Below are 16,993 nucleotides of genomic sequence, written 5' to 3' on the forward strand. Positions count from 1 at the left end.
ATGAATAGAGTAGCCTTAATTACTGGTGCAACAAGAGGGATCGGACGTAGTATTGCCATGCAGCTTGGCAAGTCAGGTTATATAGTGGTTGTAAATGGTACGAAACAAGTCTTAATTGATGAGGTTGTGCGCGAGATCCGCCAGGCAGGCGGAGAGGCACTAGGGTACGCTGCTAATGTAGCCGATCCAGTCGCAGTCACTGCTATGGTAGGTGAGGTCATTGCCCGATACGGTCGTATCGAGGTATTGATAGCTAACGCGGGAATTGTGCAGGATCAGAAATGTCAACGTATGACGGATGAACAGTGGAAGACTGTTCTGGATGTGCATTTAAATGGTACTTATTATTGCATTCAACGAGTATTACCGCATATGCGTGAAACAGGTGGGGATATCCTGTTGATGACCTCTGCTGCTGGACTAGCAGGTTCCGTGGGTCAGGTGAATTATAGTGCAGCCAAGGCTGGAATACTCGGCATGATGTGGACGCTCGCAGCAGAGCTGAAACGTGACCAGATTAGGGTCAATGCGATTTCTCCAGCGGCGTTAACGGATATGACCAGACCTATAATTGACCATCTGAGGGAAAAACATGCCAGTCGGAATGAACCTTTGCCTGACTTTTGGAGAATAGGTGACCCGGAGGCTATCGCTTCCTTCGTGACTGCATTATTGAGGGAGTCCGACGCGGATTTAACCGGTGAAATCTTTGCTGTGAATGGATCAAAAGTGACAAAATGGGAGAAGCCTGCACCTGCATTTTCCGAGAACAGCATTGAGGCATTTTTTGCTGCTTGGCACCTTCAAAAGGGGAGTGAATAAATGCTTACCTTCGATCAAGTTTGTTTTTATTATAAAAAGGGACAACCTCTCCTGGAGGATATTAGCTTTACGATAGAAGCAGGGGAGTTTGTGGCGATAGTTGGCGCGAATGGTTCTGGCAAATCCACTATTGCAAAGCTCATGGACGGACTGCTGCTGCCACGAAAAGGGGCTGTACAATTTAAGAGCTTGGACACGGCAAAACCAACGGATCTTGCGGAGATCCATCAGCAAATCGGTTTTGTTTTTCAGAATCCAGAGGATCAGTTTATCACCACAACCGTTATGGATGAGGTGCTTTTTGGTTTGGAGAATATCCGTGTGCCGAGGGAAGAAATGCGCAGCCGATTGGATCATGCCTTGCAGGCCGTTCAAATGGAGGATTATCTGGAGGCTATGCCACATCAGCTATCTGGAGGTCAAAAGCAACGTGTCGCTATCGCAGCTATATTGGCGATGCGCCCGCAAGTCATTATTTTTGATGAGGCTACCTCAATGCTTGATCCTCAGGGAAGACAGCAGGTTCTTTCCATCATGCAAGAGCTGCATCGTCAAGGCCTGACCCTTATTCATATCACCCACCATATGGAGGAAGTGCTTGCAGCAGAACGCGTATTGCTCCTGCACCAAGGACGACTTGAGTTTGACGGCGATCCACTGACTTTTTTTGAAACCATGCCTGTTGCGGACTATCAATTACATCTGCCCTTCGCAGTGCGTGTACATACATTGCTCCATTCAGCAGCACCGCTAACAGCCGATTGGAAGGGGATAATTCGATCACAATGGTCTACCAATTAAAAAATCTAAGTGTGAACTATGCCGATCATGTGGCTTTGCACAATATAAACTGCACTATTCCTGAGGGCAAATGGATTTCTATTATCGGTCCAACAGGCGCAGGAAAGTCTACCTTTGTCAAAGTGCTGAAGGGCTTGATTCCCACCGTAAAAGGAGACTATTGGATTAATCAGCAGCCTGCCAGCAGAGATGCCAAAGGGCGCTTAAAGGTTGTCCCTGAGTTGGGTTTCGTTTTTCAATATCCTGAGCATCAGCTATTCGAAACAACGGTGTATAAGGAGCTTGCTTTTGCTCTGAATCAACAGGGCGCTTCACGTCAGCAAATTACAGAGGCGATTGAAACGATTTTGCCGCAAGTGGGTTTGCCTGAGGGAATTCTCCCCTTAAATCCATTCCAGTTAAGCGGTGGTGAAAAGCGCCGTGTAGCTATTGCCTCTGTACTGATGACAAATCCGAAGCTGCTGATTTTGGATGAACCGACAGCGGGTCTCGATCCTGCTAGCCAAGTGTCTTTGCTGAAGCTACTAAAGGAATGGCAGCAACAAGACAATCACACGATCCTCTTCGTTTCGCATCAGATGGATGATGTTGCCGAATACTCGGATGAGGTCATTGTTTTTCATGAAGGTCAGTTAAAAGGGCATCATGATATCAGAACATTGTTTCTGGAAAAGGAAGAATTACTGCTGGAACTTGGACTATCCTTGCCTGAACCCGTACAGCTCTTGAAGCTAATGGAGGAATTATCTGACCAGAAGATTGAAGTTGCCAGCTGTAAAGAGCAGGATATCCTCGAAGCGATTTTGCCGATTTGGCATTCGAGGGGGCAAGGGCATGGCTGATTCCGTATTAGTCGGTCAATATGTGGAGACACATTCGATTTTTCATCGTTTAGATCCTCGTACAAAGCTTGTAAGTATCGTGATACTCATGCTTAGCTTTATGATGCTTGGAACGGGGATTAGTTATGTTGTTGCAACCTTTTTTGTACTGGGAATGTTGTTACTGTCGAAAGTTCCTGTGCATTTTTTTTGGCGAGGGCTGCGGTCGGTATTATTTATTTTATTGTTTACTTTTGTTTACAATGCCGTGTTCACCAAAGGGACGGTTCTCTGGTCATGGTTTTTTATCGAGGTGACTGAAGAGGGACTGCGAACAGGATTACGTTTTGTATGGCGTATTATATTGCTCATCTTGTTAGCCTCAGTTCTAACCTTAACTACTAAGCCGCTGGACTTAGCTTATGGTCTGGAAAAGCTGCTTGCCCCTCTATCCAAATTGGGGGTACCCGTAGAACAGTTCTCTTTAATGATAGTGATTGCGATCCGTTTTATCCCTACCCTCAAGGAGGAGCTTGATCGTATCCTTCTCGCACAAAAGGCTAGAGGTTATGATCTTACAGTATTGTCACTGCCTAAACGGATATACGCGTACATTCCGATCATTATTCCTCTGCTCTTCACAACGATTCAACGTGCTGAACAGCTGAGCTATGCAATTGATGCGCGTGCTTATGGTAATGGTAAAGGAAGGACTTCTTTTAAAAGACTGCAATTTCAGCAGATAGATTATCTGGCAGGGGGAGTTGCCCTTTTATTTGCCGTGATTCTGCTTTGCTTAAAGATAGGAAAGGTGTAGATGAAGATGAAATGGAACACCCGTATTACGGAGTTATTGCACATAGAATATCCTATTATTCAAGGAGGACTTGCTTATTTAGGTTATGCAGACCTCGCGGCTGCGGTTTCAAATAGCGGTGGACTGGGTCAGGTCACAGCAATGAGTCTTCCGGATGCTGAGGCCTTACGTGCAGAAATACGGCGGGTACGAACACTAACAGACAAGCCATTTGGTGTTAATTTTGCTATCGGCATGCATGGGATTGGTTATGAAGACCGGGTGCAGGTCGCCATCGACGAGCAGGTTCCCGTGGTGAGCCTCACTGGAGGGAATCCAGCCCCTATACTGGAAATGTTACTGCCCACCGATATTAAAACGCTCGTGCTCGTCTCCTCACGCAGACAAGCCCAAAAGGCCGAACAATTAGGCGCTTCTGCGGTTATTGTTGTTGGGCAAGAGGGCGGGGGTCACTTAGGGCGTGACGATGTTGGAACCATGGTGCTCGTTCCTCAAGTGGTCGATGCGGTTAATATCCCTGTGATTGCTTCAGGAGGGATCGGAGATGGCCGTGGATGGATGGCTGCTCATGCGCTTGGGGCTGAGGGAATCGAAATGGGCACTCGTTTCGTTGCTACAGTGGAATGTGTGCACGCGGCTGTTTCTTATAAAAAAGCTTTAGTAGAAAGCTCAGAGTCGGATACGGTTGTAATCAAACGTTCTATTGGAGCACCCGCACGAGTGTTGCGTAGTGACTACATTGATCAAATTCTTGAAATCGAGCGCGTGACACCGACCTATGAAGCATTAAAAGAATATATCAGTGGTGCAGCCAACAAGCGCTGGATCTATGATGATATCAAAGAAGAGGGCATCGGCTGGGCAGGTCAAGTGACAGGAATGATCCAAGATATTCCTACAGTCGCGGAGCTGATCGGCAGGATGGTGAAAGAGGCTAAGTTGGTTCGCGGGATGTGGGGAACACAGGTTTGAATTTAAAAAAACACAGAGCGGCGATTCTCTCATTATTGGAGGAATCGCTGCTCTGTGTTTTTGACCGTGGCTTGTAATTCTTTTCTACAAATGAAGAATAGTCAGTTCCTTAGGGAAGCTTGTTAAGGTCTCTGCGCCTTCAGCTGTAATAATCAGATCATCTTCGATACGCACACCCGCTAGTCCAGGCACATAAATTCCTGGCTCAACGGTGAACACATTGCCGATCTCGATAATGTCATCGTTCTGTCCGTGAAGTGATGGATATTCATGAACATCCATACCCAGTCCGTGTCCGACACGGTGCAAGAAATATTCCCCGAATCTAGCTTCCTCAATTACATCACGTGCAGCTTTGTCGACTGAGCCGAAAGGTGCTCCAGGATTGGAGGCAGCGATCCCAGCTTCGTTGGCAGCCAGCACAGTGTTATAAATAGTGATTAGCTTGTCGTCCACGGATTCAATTGCAAAGGTACGTGTAATATCAGAAGCATAACCATCGGCATACACCCCGATATCAAACATCAGGAAATCGCCTGGCTGAATGACCCGGTTGCCAGGAACACCGTGAGGTAGGGCAGTTTTCGGACCAGAAAGCACCATAGTGTCGAAGGAAGGACCGGAAGCGCCAACCTTTTTCATTAGATATTCTAGCTCCGCTACTAGATCGTTTTCTGTAACACCTGTTTTTACGTGGGTAAGAACGCGGCGCAAGGCTTCCTCAACTAGCTCAGCGGCATGTTTCATGCGCTTAACTTCATCCGGGGTCTTTTTGGAGCGCATGCTGCGCAGCAATGGACCAATATCACTAAACCGTTCAGCTGGAACAGCAGCGGTTAGGTGTTCAAAACGGGCTACTGAGAAATGTTCCTTCTCTATGCCAAGAGTTCCAAGCTTGCTGCTGCCGAAACAATCTTTTAGCAGGTTATAGGGATTATCAGTGTCACTGTGAGTTAGGATTTTGGTGACCGAAGAAGCCGCTTGAGCCGCTTCTGCATCCAATGCAGGCAGAATGAGCATAGGCTCTTCTCCGCGTATCAGCAGCAGACCCAGAAAACGTTCATGCGGATCGCTGGCGAAGCCGGTTAAGTAGTAGACATGCTTGGGATCTGTTACGAGCAGGGCATCCAGACCTTCGCCCGCCATTTGCTGCTCTAGGCTTGTCAGAGCATTATTCATAGTTGGTGTTCCCCTTTCAACTTCACGATTAGAACTGCAATATTCCTATTATAGATCAAAAATAGACCAGACGCACCTGACGAACTATAACTATCGTTGGCTGATCATGACATGAAGCTTTTCTTAACCCTACTAGTTGGTGTAACATATCTTTAAATATACTTCTCCTAAGGTTAGGCTAAAGCTTATTCGGGTACGGTTGTTGAGAGAGGAGTGATTCTTGGAATGAGAGGAACAATCGCACTTGTTACCGGAGCGAATTCCGGTATGGGGCTGGCTACAACAGTTGAACTGGCTCGCAAGGGAGCCAAAGTCATTATGGTTTGCCGTAATCGCCAGCGGGGAGAAGAAGCACTTGCTGCCGCCAAACAAAAGAGCCACTCCGAGGATATCGAGCTCATGTTGTGTGATCTGGCTTCACTTGAGAGCATTCGCAGCTTTGCTGAGGAATTTACTATGAAATATCCGATGCTAGACATACTTATCAATAACGCCGGGGTAGTCACGATTAAGCGTCAGCTTACGAAGGACGGCTTTGAGATGGATCTTGGCGTAAATCATTTGGGGCATTTTCTACTTACAAATCTGTTACTTAAGTCGTTGCAGGCAGCAGAGCAAGGCCGTATCATTGTGGTTGCCTCCGGTGCTTACAAAATAGGTGCGCTCCATTATGAAGATCCAACCCTGGCTCGCCGTTTTAATCCTGCAAAAGCCTATGCCCGATCCAAGCTAGCCAATATTCTGTTCACGCGGGAGCTGGCTTCGCGTCTTCACGGAACAAGGGTGACGGTGAATTGCTTGCATCCAGGTGCAGTGGGGACGAATATAGGTGTAAACCGGCAGACAGGCTTCGGCAAGTCGGTACTTAAGTTACTCTCATACTTTTTCTTAACACCTGAACAAGGCGCCGATACAGCGATTTATTTGGCTACAGATCCTGATCTTGAAGAGGTAACCGGTCAATATTATTATCGAAGAAAGATTAAACAACTGTCTCCCAGAGCGCAGAATACAATAGAGGCCGAACGGCTGTGGCAATGGAGCCAGGAGCAGGTCGGCCTGAGTTAATTAACACATTTGGAGGAATTAAGGGATGAATTGGGAGAACAGCAGAATTGAAGATGCGACATCTGCAGACTTAGCAGCTATTGTAGATATTTATAACTCAACGATTGCTGGGAGGATGGTAACTGCAGATCTGGAACCCATTACTGTTGCAGACCGGGAGAAATGGTTTCTTGAGCATAACAGCCATCACCGTCCCTTATGGGTACTGAAGCAAGGAGATGAAATTGCAGCATGGTTCAGTTTTCAATCCTTCTATGGTCGTCCAGCGTATAATGCAACAGCAGAAATCAGCGTATACGTGAATGAAAAGTTCCGTGGTGGTGGTGCTGGCAGAATTCTTCTGACAGAGGCCATTGAGAAAGCCCCTAGTCTCGGAATTAAGAATCTAGTCGGCTTTGTGTTTGGACATAATGATCCAAGCCTTGGTTTGCTGAAAAAATTTGGTTTTAAAGAGTGGGGAATGCTGCCTGGTGTGGCTGAACTTGACGGTATAGAGCGCGATTTAGTCATTGTAGGCCTTAAAGTCTAAAATACCAGATAAAACGCTTACATTTTGAGAGTTGGATTTAGATTATCGGTGTCGCAATCGACCCATTCTTTGGACCAACTCTGTAAGTCTCGGATGACTGATTCCAGGGCAAGACCTTTATCCGTCAAAGAATATTGGATTCGCACGGGGGTCTCTGGGAACACTTCTCGAAGAACGATCCCTTCCTGTTCCAGCTCTTTGAGCCGTTCGGAGAGCAGTCTTCCACTGATGGGCAATGCCGCTTCAATTACATTGAAACGTTGGGGTCCTTGAAGGAGCTGGTAGATAATTAAACCAGTCCAACGCCTGCCGATAATATCCATACTTTTTTGTAGCCGGGGACATAAATCATTGGACTTCATAGGGCTCACCTCTTAGTAAACATTATAAACGAAAAGACCAATAACTTAAACAAATTCCAATTTAATTCAGTACTAGAAAGGATGATGGACAGTGGCTAAAAAAAAGAAAATGCCTACCACACCAAGAGCCGCTACGAATGATGGCCCTGCTACGTTAAAAGACCTGCTAAGCAGTGATGTTCTAGGAAAGCTGAAGGCGCAATCTGATGCGTTGAAAGCGGAGGAAAATGACCGTAAAGAAGCTGCCCGTAAGGCAGTGGAAGATCAGCGCAAGGCTGAGCAGAAGCGGTTGGAGAATGATTTTGCACATCTGCTGGAGAACAGTAATCAGGATTGGAAGAAATTTAAATAAATCCTATGGCTTCGCGCTAAAAATATGGCAGAGATTAAAGAGGCACCCGTTAGGGTGTCTTTTTTTATGTAACTTAAGCAGATAAGCCTAAGTCTTAATTATTTTAAATTTAAGTATATGAAAGGGTTGACCCTCAAAGTGGGCTTAGGTATAATTTAAAACATTGCGAATGAAAATCATTATCATAAAATCGCATTTGTAAACTATTAAACAGATAAGGAACAACTCATGAAACTAAAATATTTGTCCCTACTTCTAATAGTATTTTCATTTATATCTTTGTTTATAGGCGTTAAAGATATATCCCCATTAGATCTCTTTCATCTTACGGAATCTCAAGCACAGACCTTGCTGGTAAGCCGGATTCCCCGGTTAGCCGCATTGATTATCGCTGGAGTCAGCATGAGTATTGCCGGATTAATTATGCAACAGCTGTCACGCAATAAATTCGTCTCACCGACTACGGCCGGGACGATGGATTCCGCAAAATTTGGTATTCTCGTATCCCTCATGTTATTCACAGGCGCAACGCCAATGCAGAAATTGCTTGTTGCTTTTGTTTTTGCGCTATTGGGCACCTTTATTTTTATGAGAATCCTGGATCGGATCAAGTTCAAGGATAGTATTTTTATCCCGCTGGTCGGACTCATGTTCGGCAACATTGTAGGCTCGATTACAACATTTTTTGCGTATAAAAATGATTTGATTCAGAATATCTCATCTTGGATGCTTGGGGATTTCTCGACGATTATCAAAGGCCAATACGAATTAATTTATATCAGCATTCCACTTGTCATTCTGGCGTATCTCTTCGCTAATAAATTTACGGTAGCCGGTATGGGCGAGGATTTTTCCGTCAATCTTGGCATGAACTACAAAGCGGTGGTCAACGTGGGATTGGTAATTGTAGCGTTAATCTCTTCTGTTGTCATTTTAACCGTAGGTACGATTCCATTTCTGGGTCTAGTAGTACCTAACATTGTAACGTTGTACATAGGGGATAACCTCAAAAAAAGTCTGGCGCATACAGCCATTCTCGGAGCGGTGTTCCTCCTGTTCTGCGATATTCTGGGCAGGCTCATTATCTATCCATATGAAATATCAATCAGTCTCACGGTAGGCGTCATCGGTAGTGGTCTGTTTATCTACTTGCTGATGAGAAGAAAGGCGAACTAGAGATGAAGACAAAACTAACTATATTATCAATAAGTGCTGTCGCCCTCATCGTCTTGTTTATGACGTATCATGCTTTGGGAAATTGGGACTACGTTCTGCCCAGCCGGGGAAGAAAGCTGGCGGCTATTCTGATTACCGGAGCTGTGATAGCTGTCTCTACCGTAGTTTTTCAGAGCATCACGAACAATCGTATTTTGACACCAAGTATTCTCGGGCTCGATTCCCTGTACATGTTAATCCAGACGTTCGGTGTTTATGCCTTAGGTTCATCGAATATGACCTTTATGAATAAAAACATCAACTTCTTGTTCTCTGCGTGCCTCATGGTCCTGTTTTCAGGCGTATTGTATAAGCTAATGTTCCGTAGGGAAGGACAAAATATTTATTTCCTGCTGCTGGTAGGGCTGATCATGGGGACGATGTTCCAGAGCGCGTCTTCTTTTATGGAAGTGCTTATTGATCCGAACGAATTCCTGATTCTACAGGGGAAAATGTTCGCCAGCTTCAACAATGTCAGCAGTGACCTATTGATTCTTTCCACCATTGTTCTGACGCTAACTACGTTGTACTTCCTGCGATTTGTTAAGTATTTGGATGTTATTTCGCTTGGAAAAGACGAAGCCATTAATCTGGGGATCAATTATGACTATGTAGTCAAAAGGCTGCTAGTTATTGTATCTATCTACGTTTCGATCTCGACGGCTTTAGTGGGGCCAATCACTTTCTTAGGTTTGTTGGTAGCTAATGTAGGACACCAGTTGTTCCGTACCTATAAGCATGCTTATCTGATTCCTGGAACGATTCTGTTGAGCATTGTTGCGCTTGTCGGCGGGCAGTTCCTGGTCGAACGTGTTTTTGGATTCAATACTACGGTTAGTGTGATTATCAATTTTGCAGGCGGCGTCTACTTCGTCTATCTGCTGTTAAAGGAGAATAAGTCGTGGTAGAAGTTAAAAATTTAACCAAACGTTATGGCGGAGTAACCGTCGTTGATGATGTGTCCTTGTCCATTAAAAAGGGCGCAATCACCTCGTTTATCGGACCAAATGGTGCGGGTAAAAGTACACTGCTCTCCATGATCAGCAGACTTATCTCCAAAGACGCAGGAGAGGTGCTGATCGAAGGCAAGGAAATCGGTACCTGCAAAAGTAATGAGCTTGCTCGTAAAATATCGGTGTTAAAGCAGTCCAATCATATTAGCGTACGCCTCACTGTGAAGGAGCTCGTTTCTTTTGGGAGATTCCCGTATTCACAGGGGAAGCTGAGTCCGGAGGATCGGGCGTTCGTTGACGAAGCGATTGCTTACATGGATCTCCAAGAGATGCAGGATAAATATATTGATCAGCTCAGTGGAGGGCAACGCCAGCGGGCATATATTGCCATGGTCATGGCTCAGGATACAGAGTACATTCTGCTCGACGAACCGCTCAACAACCTTGATATGAAGCATTCCGTCCAAATTATGAAGGTGCTTCGCCGCTTGGTGGACGAGAAGGGGAAGACGATTGTGCTCGTTATCCACGATATTAACTTTGCTTCTTGTTACTCTGACTACATTGTTGCGCTTAAAAATGGAAGAGTAGCTTCCTCGGGTACAGCGGATGAAATTATAGATTCTGCAGTTCTTAAAGAGGTATATGACATGGACATTCCTATTGAAACTATAGGAGGCCGAAAAATCGGTGTCTATTTCTAAAAGGTAACTATTACTATGCGGATATTATTATGACGTAACGTAAGAAGTGAAAGGCGCCAGCTTCTTAACGCATACGCGAATAATTCAAATAGCTTCACTATAAAAATTAGGGGTGAATACATTGAAGAAGAACTTATCTTTACTGATTATGACAGTATTTCTTGCGGTAATCTTGGCGGCTTGCGGCTCCAATAATGCAGCAACTTCAAATAACAACACAGCAGCGGCAGGCAATTCGGAGGCTACTACTGCACCAACAACGGAAGCAACTACAGCACCAACTGAGCTTACTTTCAAGCATGCGCTTGGCGAAACAACTATCAAAAGCAATCCGCAAAAAGTGGTTGTTTTTGACTTCGGTACACTGGATACGCTGGATAAACTGGGCGTAGAGGTGACTGGAGTGCCTCAAAGTAATGTACCGGCTTATCTCTCTAAATATAACGATGCTAAATATGAGAATGTTGGTGGTTTGAAAGAGCCTGACTTCGAAAAAATAAACAGTCTTTCTCCGGACCTGATCATCATTTCCGGCAGACAACAGGATTCTTATGAAGAATTCAGCAAAATTGCACCTACTCTGTATGTGGCTGTAGATAATGCAAACTATATGGAATCTTTTACGAATAACGTGAAAATGCTGGGTCAAATTTTTGGAAAAGAAGCAGAAGTAGAAACTGAGCTTGCGACTATCAATGATTCCATCAAAGCTTTGAATACGAAGGCAACAGCTGATGGCAAAAAAGCACTTGTTATTCTTGCGAATGAAGGCAAAATCAGTGCTTACGGTGCAGGTTCCCGTTTTGGGATTATCCATGATGTGTTCGGATTTGCACAGGCTGATGATAAAATTGAAGTATCCACTCACGGACAAAGCGTATCTTACGAATATGTAGCGGATAAGAACCCGGATTATCTGTTTGTAGTAGACAGAGATGCGGTTGTGAAGAGTGATGGCGGTGAATCCGGTTCAGCTAAAAAAGCAGTTGAAAACGATCTAGTGAAGAATACAAATGCCTTTAAAAACGGTAAGATCATCTACTTGGATCCTAACTACTGGTATTTGTCCGGTGGCGGTTTAATATCCGTTAGCGAAATGCTCAAAGAAGTTGAAGTTGTTCTGTAAGCAGAGTAACTTGGTGAATTAAAAAGCCTGTTGGCGGGAGTAATACTCCTTGCCAGCAGGCTTTTTTCGCTTTTTTCCATAGATTTACTGGTATATTCATACTAGTTGCTAAATTTATCTGTAACTTTTCAGGCTGGGATACGTGGTTAGGTTAAGGGGGGAGTGCATGAAGCGAAATTCATTGGATGAAATATATCAGATGTATGTGATGGATATTTACCGCTATTTGCGCTCCCTTTGTGGTGATCATTATGCGGCTGAAGATTTGATGCAAGAAACCTTTTATCGCGCTTATCTACATTTGGAGAATTGTAAAGAAGAGAAGATTAAACCATGGCTGTTCCGTGTCGCTTATAACGCCTTCGTAGATTACAAGCGAAAGGAAGGCCGCAGTACAGTTCAGAGTGAGGATTATTTCAAAAAGCTTGCTCATCCAGATACCACAGAAAGCACACTGCTTCATCAGGAACGTTGGGAAGAGATGAGGATAGCGGTAAGTGAGCTACCGGACAATCAGAGAAATGCACTGCTGCTGCATGATTTTCATGGGCTGAGTTATCGGGAAGCATCGGACATTATGGATGTGGGCTTGTCCCAATATAAGATATTGATCTTTCGGGCCAGACAGAAGCTGCGTGAGGCAGAGCGGAGGAGAAATGAACATGAGTGAAGAGTTTAAGGAGAAGTTAAGAAGGTATGGCGAAGGCACTCTTGCTGATGAGGATAGGGATGAGGTTGAGCGTGAGTTAGAGAAGATGGAAGCTTACCAGGCTTATCTGGATGAACTCATGGGCGAAGAAAAGCCGGCTCCAGATGAGGAGAAGAGCATAAAATTCGGAAAGGGTAAAAGAAACAGACCCGGCAAAGAAAAAAAGATCATCCGCCGTGGCAAGTGGAAAGCACGTATATCGAATACTTTAACGGTGATTTCTGCGTTTTTGATTTTTTTGATTGTCAGCAGTATCATCACAGCGGTATTTTATAGCACTGGAGAAAGAGGAGAGACTTACCGTGATGTCGTTTCTTCCGCAATTGCTGTTTCACAGCCGAATACGATCGTCCATTTGAGTAGCGATTCCGGACCGTTTTTTAGTATGAATCTGCAGGGTGAAATAATAAAACAAATTGGTGATGCGCGGATTAATGTTGGAGATTATTCGATGAAGTTTCTATTAGGCTGGCCTAGAATCTATAGTTATTCATGGACATATGAACGCAGTGGGACAGGTAATTACTTTATCTATCCCATTGAGAACCAGTCTGCAGAAAATAGGATGGATGACAGCAGTGAGTGGGAAAAACTAGAGAAGCTCCCTGAAGGTACGGTAGGAGAAGCCTATTTGTCTTTTGAACAATTTTTTACGACAGATGAGCTATTGAAGAAGTTTCAGCATAAAAATCTTGAACTTTTATGGTTCGCAGCAGATACAGGTCCAAGGACACAAGAGCCAGTAATAAATGATCCCTTAGGATTTCCAAGTATGCCTATCTGGCATGCTGATGATATGAAGGTGACACAAGAATCAAAGAAAAAGTGGGGTTGGTTTGGAGGGGTGACTAGCCGCACGAGTGTTTCTCCATCTGTTGACTCATATGGGGATGGTGAACTGCGTAATGCGAACTTCCTTAAGACACTGCACTTAATGCAGGAGCATAAATCGATCGCCAACAAGGTAATTCCGTTTATTGATCTGGATGACTCCATTAGCTATCTGGAGAAGAACGGAGTTAGGCTGTATGGAGCTGTCGTAACCGGTCCGGTTAAAGAGTTGCTCAAGTTAAAGGAAGAAAAATGGGTCAGTAATATTCATGTTGAAGAAGTAAGATTATGGAATTGGCAGGATAGAGAGAACTGAGTTGGGATGCTAAATACTGTAGAAGGTAGTAAGCGTAAATGATTTCTTCGTAATTACTTAATGGCAGTCGGATATGCCCTGTGTTAGTGGGGTGTACCCGGCTTTTCTGTGTGGGAGAAGTCACAGAGCTTGCTTCTCGTTTAAGCAAATCGTACAATTATTTGAATATGAGATGAGTATGATAGATTAGGAGCTGAGTTATATGAAAGTAGGCGTGGTATCAGATACACATATGACAAGAATGGCTAAGTCTCTGCCCAAAGCGCTTGTTGCTGAATTCCGGAATGTAGACTTGATTCTGCATCTTGGAGATTGGGTGAGTATGGGAATCTACGATTTGTTGGCTGAATTAGCTCCAGTGGAAGGGATTGCTGGAAATAACGATGGAATAGAGATCATTGAGCGTTTCGGGGAGCGTAAGCTGCTAACGCTTGAGGGAGTCCGGATCGGAATGGTCCATGGGCATACGCCACACTCCCGCAAAGGAACGGACGGGAATGCGCTGCTTGCTTTTGCGAACGATAAGGTGGATTGTATTCTTTTTGGTCATTCGCATCAGCCTTTATTGCGGGAAGAGAATGGGATTCTGCTCTTTAATCCAGGATCGCCAACAGATAAACGACGTGAGAAACTGTATTCCTTCGGAATCTTGGATATCGAAGAGGGTAAAGTCAGTGCCCGGCATGTGTTCTACGATTCCAAAGAATAAGAATAATTGTCCAAATGATCTGGCGTTCACTCCATGGTGCACGGTACGGCTGAAATATACAATAACGTTAAAACGGCCAAGCCGGAAAGTGAGCGATGAGGATGAACAACTATCGTATTGAACGTGTGATCTATGATGATTTGGAACGGCTTATCCCATTGTTTAATGAGTATCGAGTATTTTATGGGGCAGTCTCTGATCTGGATGGTGCACGTGCTTTTTTATCAGATCGATTGAAGCTGAACGAATCGGTAATCTTTATTGCGGTGGAGGGAGAAGGCGAGGAGAAAAGAGCGTGGGGCTTCACTCAGCTCTATCCCTCTTTTTCATCGGTCTCTATGGAGCGTCTCTGGATATTGAATGATCTATATGTAACTACAGAACTGCGGGGACATGGGCTCGGCTCCAAGCTGCTGGAAAGTGCCAGAGCTCATGCGCTCGCTACGAATACGAAGGGCTTGTCCATGACAACAATGACGGCGAATGTGGGGGCACAGCGTTTATATGAAGCGCATGGCTACATTCGGGATGATGATTTTTATACCTATAACCTTTTTTTCTAAAAGCTAGAGAGAAAGACGAGTAAGGGGCGTTAAAGTGGATACAAGTAATAAGTTGGCAATCTTTTTTGACCTTGATGATACCTTATATGATCATTTGCTTCCATTTAAAGAAGCGGTGCGTCAAGTACTTAAACCGGATGAGAGCAGTCTGGACTTTGCGGAATTATTTTATAAAGTAAGACATCATAGTGATGTATTATGGCCTATGTATTTACGTGGAGAAATTCCGCTGGAGGAGACTAGGGTACGCCGATTGGAGCTTGCTTTTGCAGAGTATGGTCTACAGCTTGATCGTGACCAAGCCACGGCGGTACAAGCGGCATACATTGGCCGTCAGTACACCATTCAAATGATAGATGGAGTCCGGGAGCAATTGGAAAGGTTCATTGCTGCTGGTCATAAAGTAGGCATCATTACGAATGGACCCAAAGATCATCAAATGAAAAAGATTCGCGGATTAGGTCTGGATCAGATGATCCCCGAGGAGATGATTTTTATTTCTGACGCTGTAGGTCTGGCCAAACCAGATCCGCAACTCTTTTTGCATGTAAATCAGAAGTCTGGCACTTCACCAGACCATTCACTTTATATAGGCGATACCTGGGCTAATGATGTAGTAGGAGCGCTTGCGGCTGGCTGGAAGGTCTGCTGGTATAATCCGAGAGGCAGACAGCCGGCTACGGATCATAGGCCTAGTTATATTTTTACGAATTATAAGGAATTTAGCGAGTTGCCTTTGGTGCTGCAAAAATCTTGATCGGGAATTAATTAGTTATGATGAACGAAAGGCAGCCCCTGTTTCGCACACCGTAGGTTAAAATGGAAGTTAAAAGGACAACCATTACAGAGCTACATGCGAAAGGAGCTGTTACTATGAAGAATACCATAAAATACGTCGGTTTGGATGTGTCTAAAGAAAAAATTGCGGTGGCGATTGCAGATGAGGGTCGGGAACCCGCACGATATTATGGAGCCATCCCCCATACCCCAGATGCAGTGGCTCGAATGATTCGGAAACTCAAAGGTTCAGGGATTACACTGGAGGTCTGCTATGAAGCCGGGCCTACGGGGTACGACTTATACCGCTGGTTGACGAAGATGGGAATTTCCTGTGTGGTAATTGCACCTTCGCGTATGCCACAGCGTCCCGGAGATGCCATAAAAACCGACCGACGGGATGCAGAAAAACTGGCTCAGTTACACCGGGCTGGAGAATTGACTGCGATCTATGTGCCAACGCCAGAACTCGAAGCTTTACGAGATCTCATTCGTGCACGAGAAGATGCTAGGCAAGACCTACATCGGGCTCGGCAACGGCTCATTCATTTTCTATTGCGCCACCAAATTCACAAGCCAGAGGGTATGAAAAAACGCTGGACCAAAAGGTACCGGGAATGGCTCTCTATGCTGAAGTTTAATAATGTAGCTCAAGAACGGGTATTTACCGAATCCCTGCAACAGCTCCGGGAAGTGGAGGAGCGAATCAAGCGACTTGAAGCCGCAATGCGAGAAGAAGCACAGATCTGCCCTTACGCACCTGTCATTCAAGCGTTGCAAGGCCTGAGGGGAATCGCCCTGCTGACAGCTATGACTTTAGTTGTCGAGATTGGAAATTTCGAACGTTTTCGTTCACCGGCTCAGCTCATGAGTTACCTGGGACTCGTGCCACGGGAATATTCCTCGGGAGCAAGTACCAAAAGAGGGAGTCTTACAAAAGTCGGAAATTCCGGAGTGCGGCGCGCACTGGTGGAGTCCGCATGGAGTTACCGTCACCGCCCTGCCGTCAAGGGAGATTTAGCAGTGCGTCTTGAGGGCCAGAGTATTCATGTCCATGAAACGTCGTGGAAAGCCCAAGAACGGTTACACAGCAAGTATTTAAAATTAGTCAGACGCGGGAAACACCGAAATTTAACCATGGCAGCAGTGGGTCGTGAGTTAATTGGATTTATCTGGTCGATTGCGGTAGAGGCAGAACGAAAAATGGCGTAGGTGAAACGAAAAAAAATAAAAACATACCCAAAAGATTTGAATCCTTGGGGCATGGAGACAAAGAGAAAGGTTCGAGGAGAATCCGTGAATTCCCTGTGCACAGGATCCCTGATCTAACGTGCGAAATTAGTTTACGGAAGCTCCTTCGACGTAGG

Annotated in this window: 20 protein-coding genes; 18 read left to right on the forward strand and 2 right to left on the reverse strand. The window is 45.0% G+C overall.

All coding sequences use genetic code 11. The features are described 5' to 3' along the window. Genes NSQ50_RS06010 through NSQ50_RS06030 form a run of 5 tightly spaced genes read left to right on the forward strand, consistent with a single transcriptional unit; the run spans position 1 to position 4,233 of the window. Positions 1-822 carry an SDR family NAD(P)-dependent oxidoreductase gene (locus NSQ50_RS06010; protein WP_081386965.1) on the forward strand — a complete coding sequence of 274 codons (822 nt, stop codon included), beginning with the start codon at positions 1-3 and terminating at the stop codon, positions 820-822. Beyond that, the gene (locus tag NSQ50_RS06015; protein ID WP_036681818.1) at positions 823-1,623 is read left to right on the forward strand and encodes an energy-coupling factor transporter ATPase; all 801 of its coding nucleotides are present in this window, start codon (positions 823-825) and stop codon (positions 1,621-1,623) included. It begins immediately after the preceding gene. After that, entirely contained in the window at positions 1,608-2,465 is an 858-nt protein-coding gene (locus NSQ50_RS06020) for an ATP-binding cassette domain-containing protein (protein WP_076099021.1), read from the forward strand. The genes NSQ50_RS06015 and NSQ50_RS06020 overlap by 16 nt, the downstream gene beginning before the upstream one ends. Beyond that, positions 2,458-3,261, forward strand: a complete 804-nt coding sequence (locus tag NSQ50_RS06025) for an energy-coupling factor transporter transmembrane component T family protein (protein WP_076224725.1) — start codon at positions 2,458-2,460, stop codon at positions 3,259-3,261. The genes NSQ50_RS06020 and NSQ50_RS06025 overlap by 8 nt, the downstream gene beginning before the upstream one ends. Positions 3,262-3,267: 6 nt before the next feature. Next, positions 3,268-4,233: an NAD(P)H-dependent flavin oxidoreductase gene (locus NSQ50_RS06030; protein ID WP_076224733.1), complete on the forward strand. Its 966-nt coding sequence runs from the start codon at positions 3,268-3,270 to the stop codon at positions 4,231-4,233. A gap of 84 nt (positions 4,234-4,317) precedes the next feature. Here NSQ50_RS06030 and NSQ50_RS06035 read toward each other — a convergent pair whose 3' ends face one another. Further along, entirely contained in the window at positions 4,318-5,412 is a 1,095-nt protein-coding gene (locus NSQ50_RS06035; protein WP_340949311.1) for a M24 family metallopeptidase, read from the reverse strand. A 225-nt stretch (positions 5,413-5,637) separates the two neighbouring features. Here NSQ50_RS06035 and NSQ50_RS06040 point away from each other — a divergent pair, with 225 nt between their 5' ends. Further along, positions 5,638-6,480: an SDR family oxidoreductase gene (locus NSQ50_RS06040; RefSeq protein ID WP_036681828.1), complete on the forward strand. Its 843-nt coding sequence runs from the start codon at positions 5,638-5,640 to the stop codon at positions 6,478-6,480. A gap of 25 nt (positions 6,481-6,505) precedes the next feature. Beyond that, positions 6,506-7,009: a GNAT family N-acetyltransferase gene (locus tag NSQ50_RS06045; protein WP_036681829.1), complete on the forward strand. Its 504-nt coding sequence runs from the start codon at positions 6,506-6,508 to the stop codon at positions 7,007-7,009. Positions 7,010-7,026: 17 nt separating this feature from the next. Here NSQ50_RS06045 and NSQ50_RS06050 read toward each other — a convergent pair whose 3' ends face one another. Then, on the reverse strand, positions 7,027-7,371 hold the full coding sequence (locus NSQ50_RS06050) for a winged helix-turn-helix transcriptional regulator (RefSeq protein ID WP_036681832.1): 345 nt from the start codon (positions 7,369-7,371) through the stop codon (positions 7,027-7,029). 91 nt (positions 7,372-7,462) lie between these two features. On the opposite strand from NSQ50_RS06050, the gene NSQ50_RS06055 reads away from it, so the two are divergent. The 11 genes from NSQ50_RS06055 (at position 7,463) to NSQ50_RS06105 (ending at position 16,838) form a co-directional block, all read left to right on the forward strand. Then, the gene (locus NSQ50_RS06055; RefSeq protein WP_076104810.1) at positions 7,463-7,723 is read left to right on the forward strand and encodes a YqkE family protein; all 261 of its coding nucleotides are present in this window, start codon (positions 7,463-7,465) and stop codon (positions 7,721-7,723) included. Positions 7,724-7,951: 228 nt separating this feature from the next. Then, a complete protein-coding gene (locus NSQ50_RS06060) occupies positions 7,952-8,899 on the forward strand; it encodes an ABC transporter permease (RefSeq protein WP_036681839.1) in 948 nt (315 codons plus the stop codon). A 2-nt stretch (positions 8,900-8,901) separates the two neighbouring features. Continuing rightward, a complete protein-coding gene (locus NSQ50_RS06065) occupies positions 8,902-9,846 on the forward strand; it encodes an iron chelate uptake ABC transporter family permease subunit (protein WP_036681842.1) in 945 nt (314 codons plus the stop codon). Beyond that, positions 9,840-10,595, forward strand: a complete 756-nt coding sequence (locus NSQ50_RS06070) for an iron ABC transporter ATP-binding protein (RefSeq protein ID WP_036681845.1) — start codon at positions 9,840-9,842, stop codon at positions 10,593-10,595. The genes NSQ50_RS06065 and NSQ50_RS06070 overlap by 7 nt, the downstream gene beginning before the upstream one ends. 121 nt (positions 10,596-10,716) lie before the next feature. After that, entirely contained in the window at positions 10,717-11,721 is a 1,005-nt protein-coding gene (locus tag NSQ50_RS06075; RefSeq protein WP_303396593.1) for a siderophore ABC transporter substrate-binding protein, read from the forward strand. Between the two features lie 166 nt (positions 11,722-11,887). Beyond that, positions 11,888-12,391, forward strand: a complete 504-nt coding sequence (locus NSQ50_RS06080; protein WP_038569189.1) for a sigma-70 family RNA polymerase sigma factor — start codon at positions 11,888-11,890, stop codon at positions 12,389-12,391. Further along, positions 12,384-13,577, forward strand: coding sequence for an anti-sigma factor (locus NSQ50_RS06085; RefSeq protein ID WP_038569190.1), 1,194 nt, complete (start codon positions 12,384-12,386; stop codon positions 13,575-13,577). The genes NSQ50_RS06080 and NSQ50_RS06085 overlap by 8 nt, the downstream gene beginning before the upstream one ends. 202 nt (positions 13,578-13,779) lie before the next feature. Continuing rightward, positions 13,780-14,286 carry a metallophosphoesterase family protein gene (locus tag NSQ50_RS06090; protein ID WP_036681852.1) on the forward strand — a complete coding sequence of 169 codons (507 nt, stop codon included), beginning with the start codon at positions 13,780-13,782 and terminating at the stop codon, positions 14,284-14,286. A 101-nt stretch (positions 14,287-14,387) separates the two neighbouring features. After that, a complete protein-coding gene (locus NSQ50_RS06095) occupies positions 14,388-14,849 on the forward strand; it encodes a GNAT family N-acetyltransferase (protein WP_076224728.1) in 462 nt (153 codons plus the stop codon). A gap of 34 nt (positions 14,850-14,883) precedes the next feature. Next, complete coding sequence (locus tag NSQ50_RS06100; RefSeq protein WP_076224729.1) at positions 14,884-15,606, forward strand: HAD family hydrolase; 723 nt, start codon at positions 14,884-14,886, stop codon at positions 15,604-15,606. Positions 15,607-15,722: 116 nt separating this feature from the next. Next, complete coding sequence (locus tag NSQ50_RS06105) at positions 15,723-16,838, forward strand: IS110 family transposase (protein ID WP_036683961.1); 1,116 nt, start codon at positions 15,723-15,725, stop codon at positions 16,836-16,838. Positions 16,839-16,993 lie beyond the last annotated feature (155 nt).

The organism is Paenibacillus sp. FSL R10-2788 (genome assembly GCF_038003885.1).
GTDB lineage: Bacteria > Bacillota > Bacilli > Paenibacillales > Paenibacillaceae > Paenibacillus_AQ > Paenibacillus_AQ odorifer.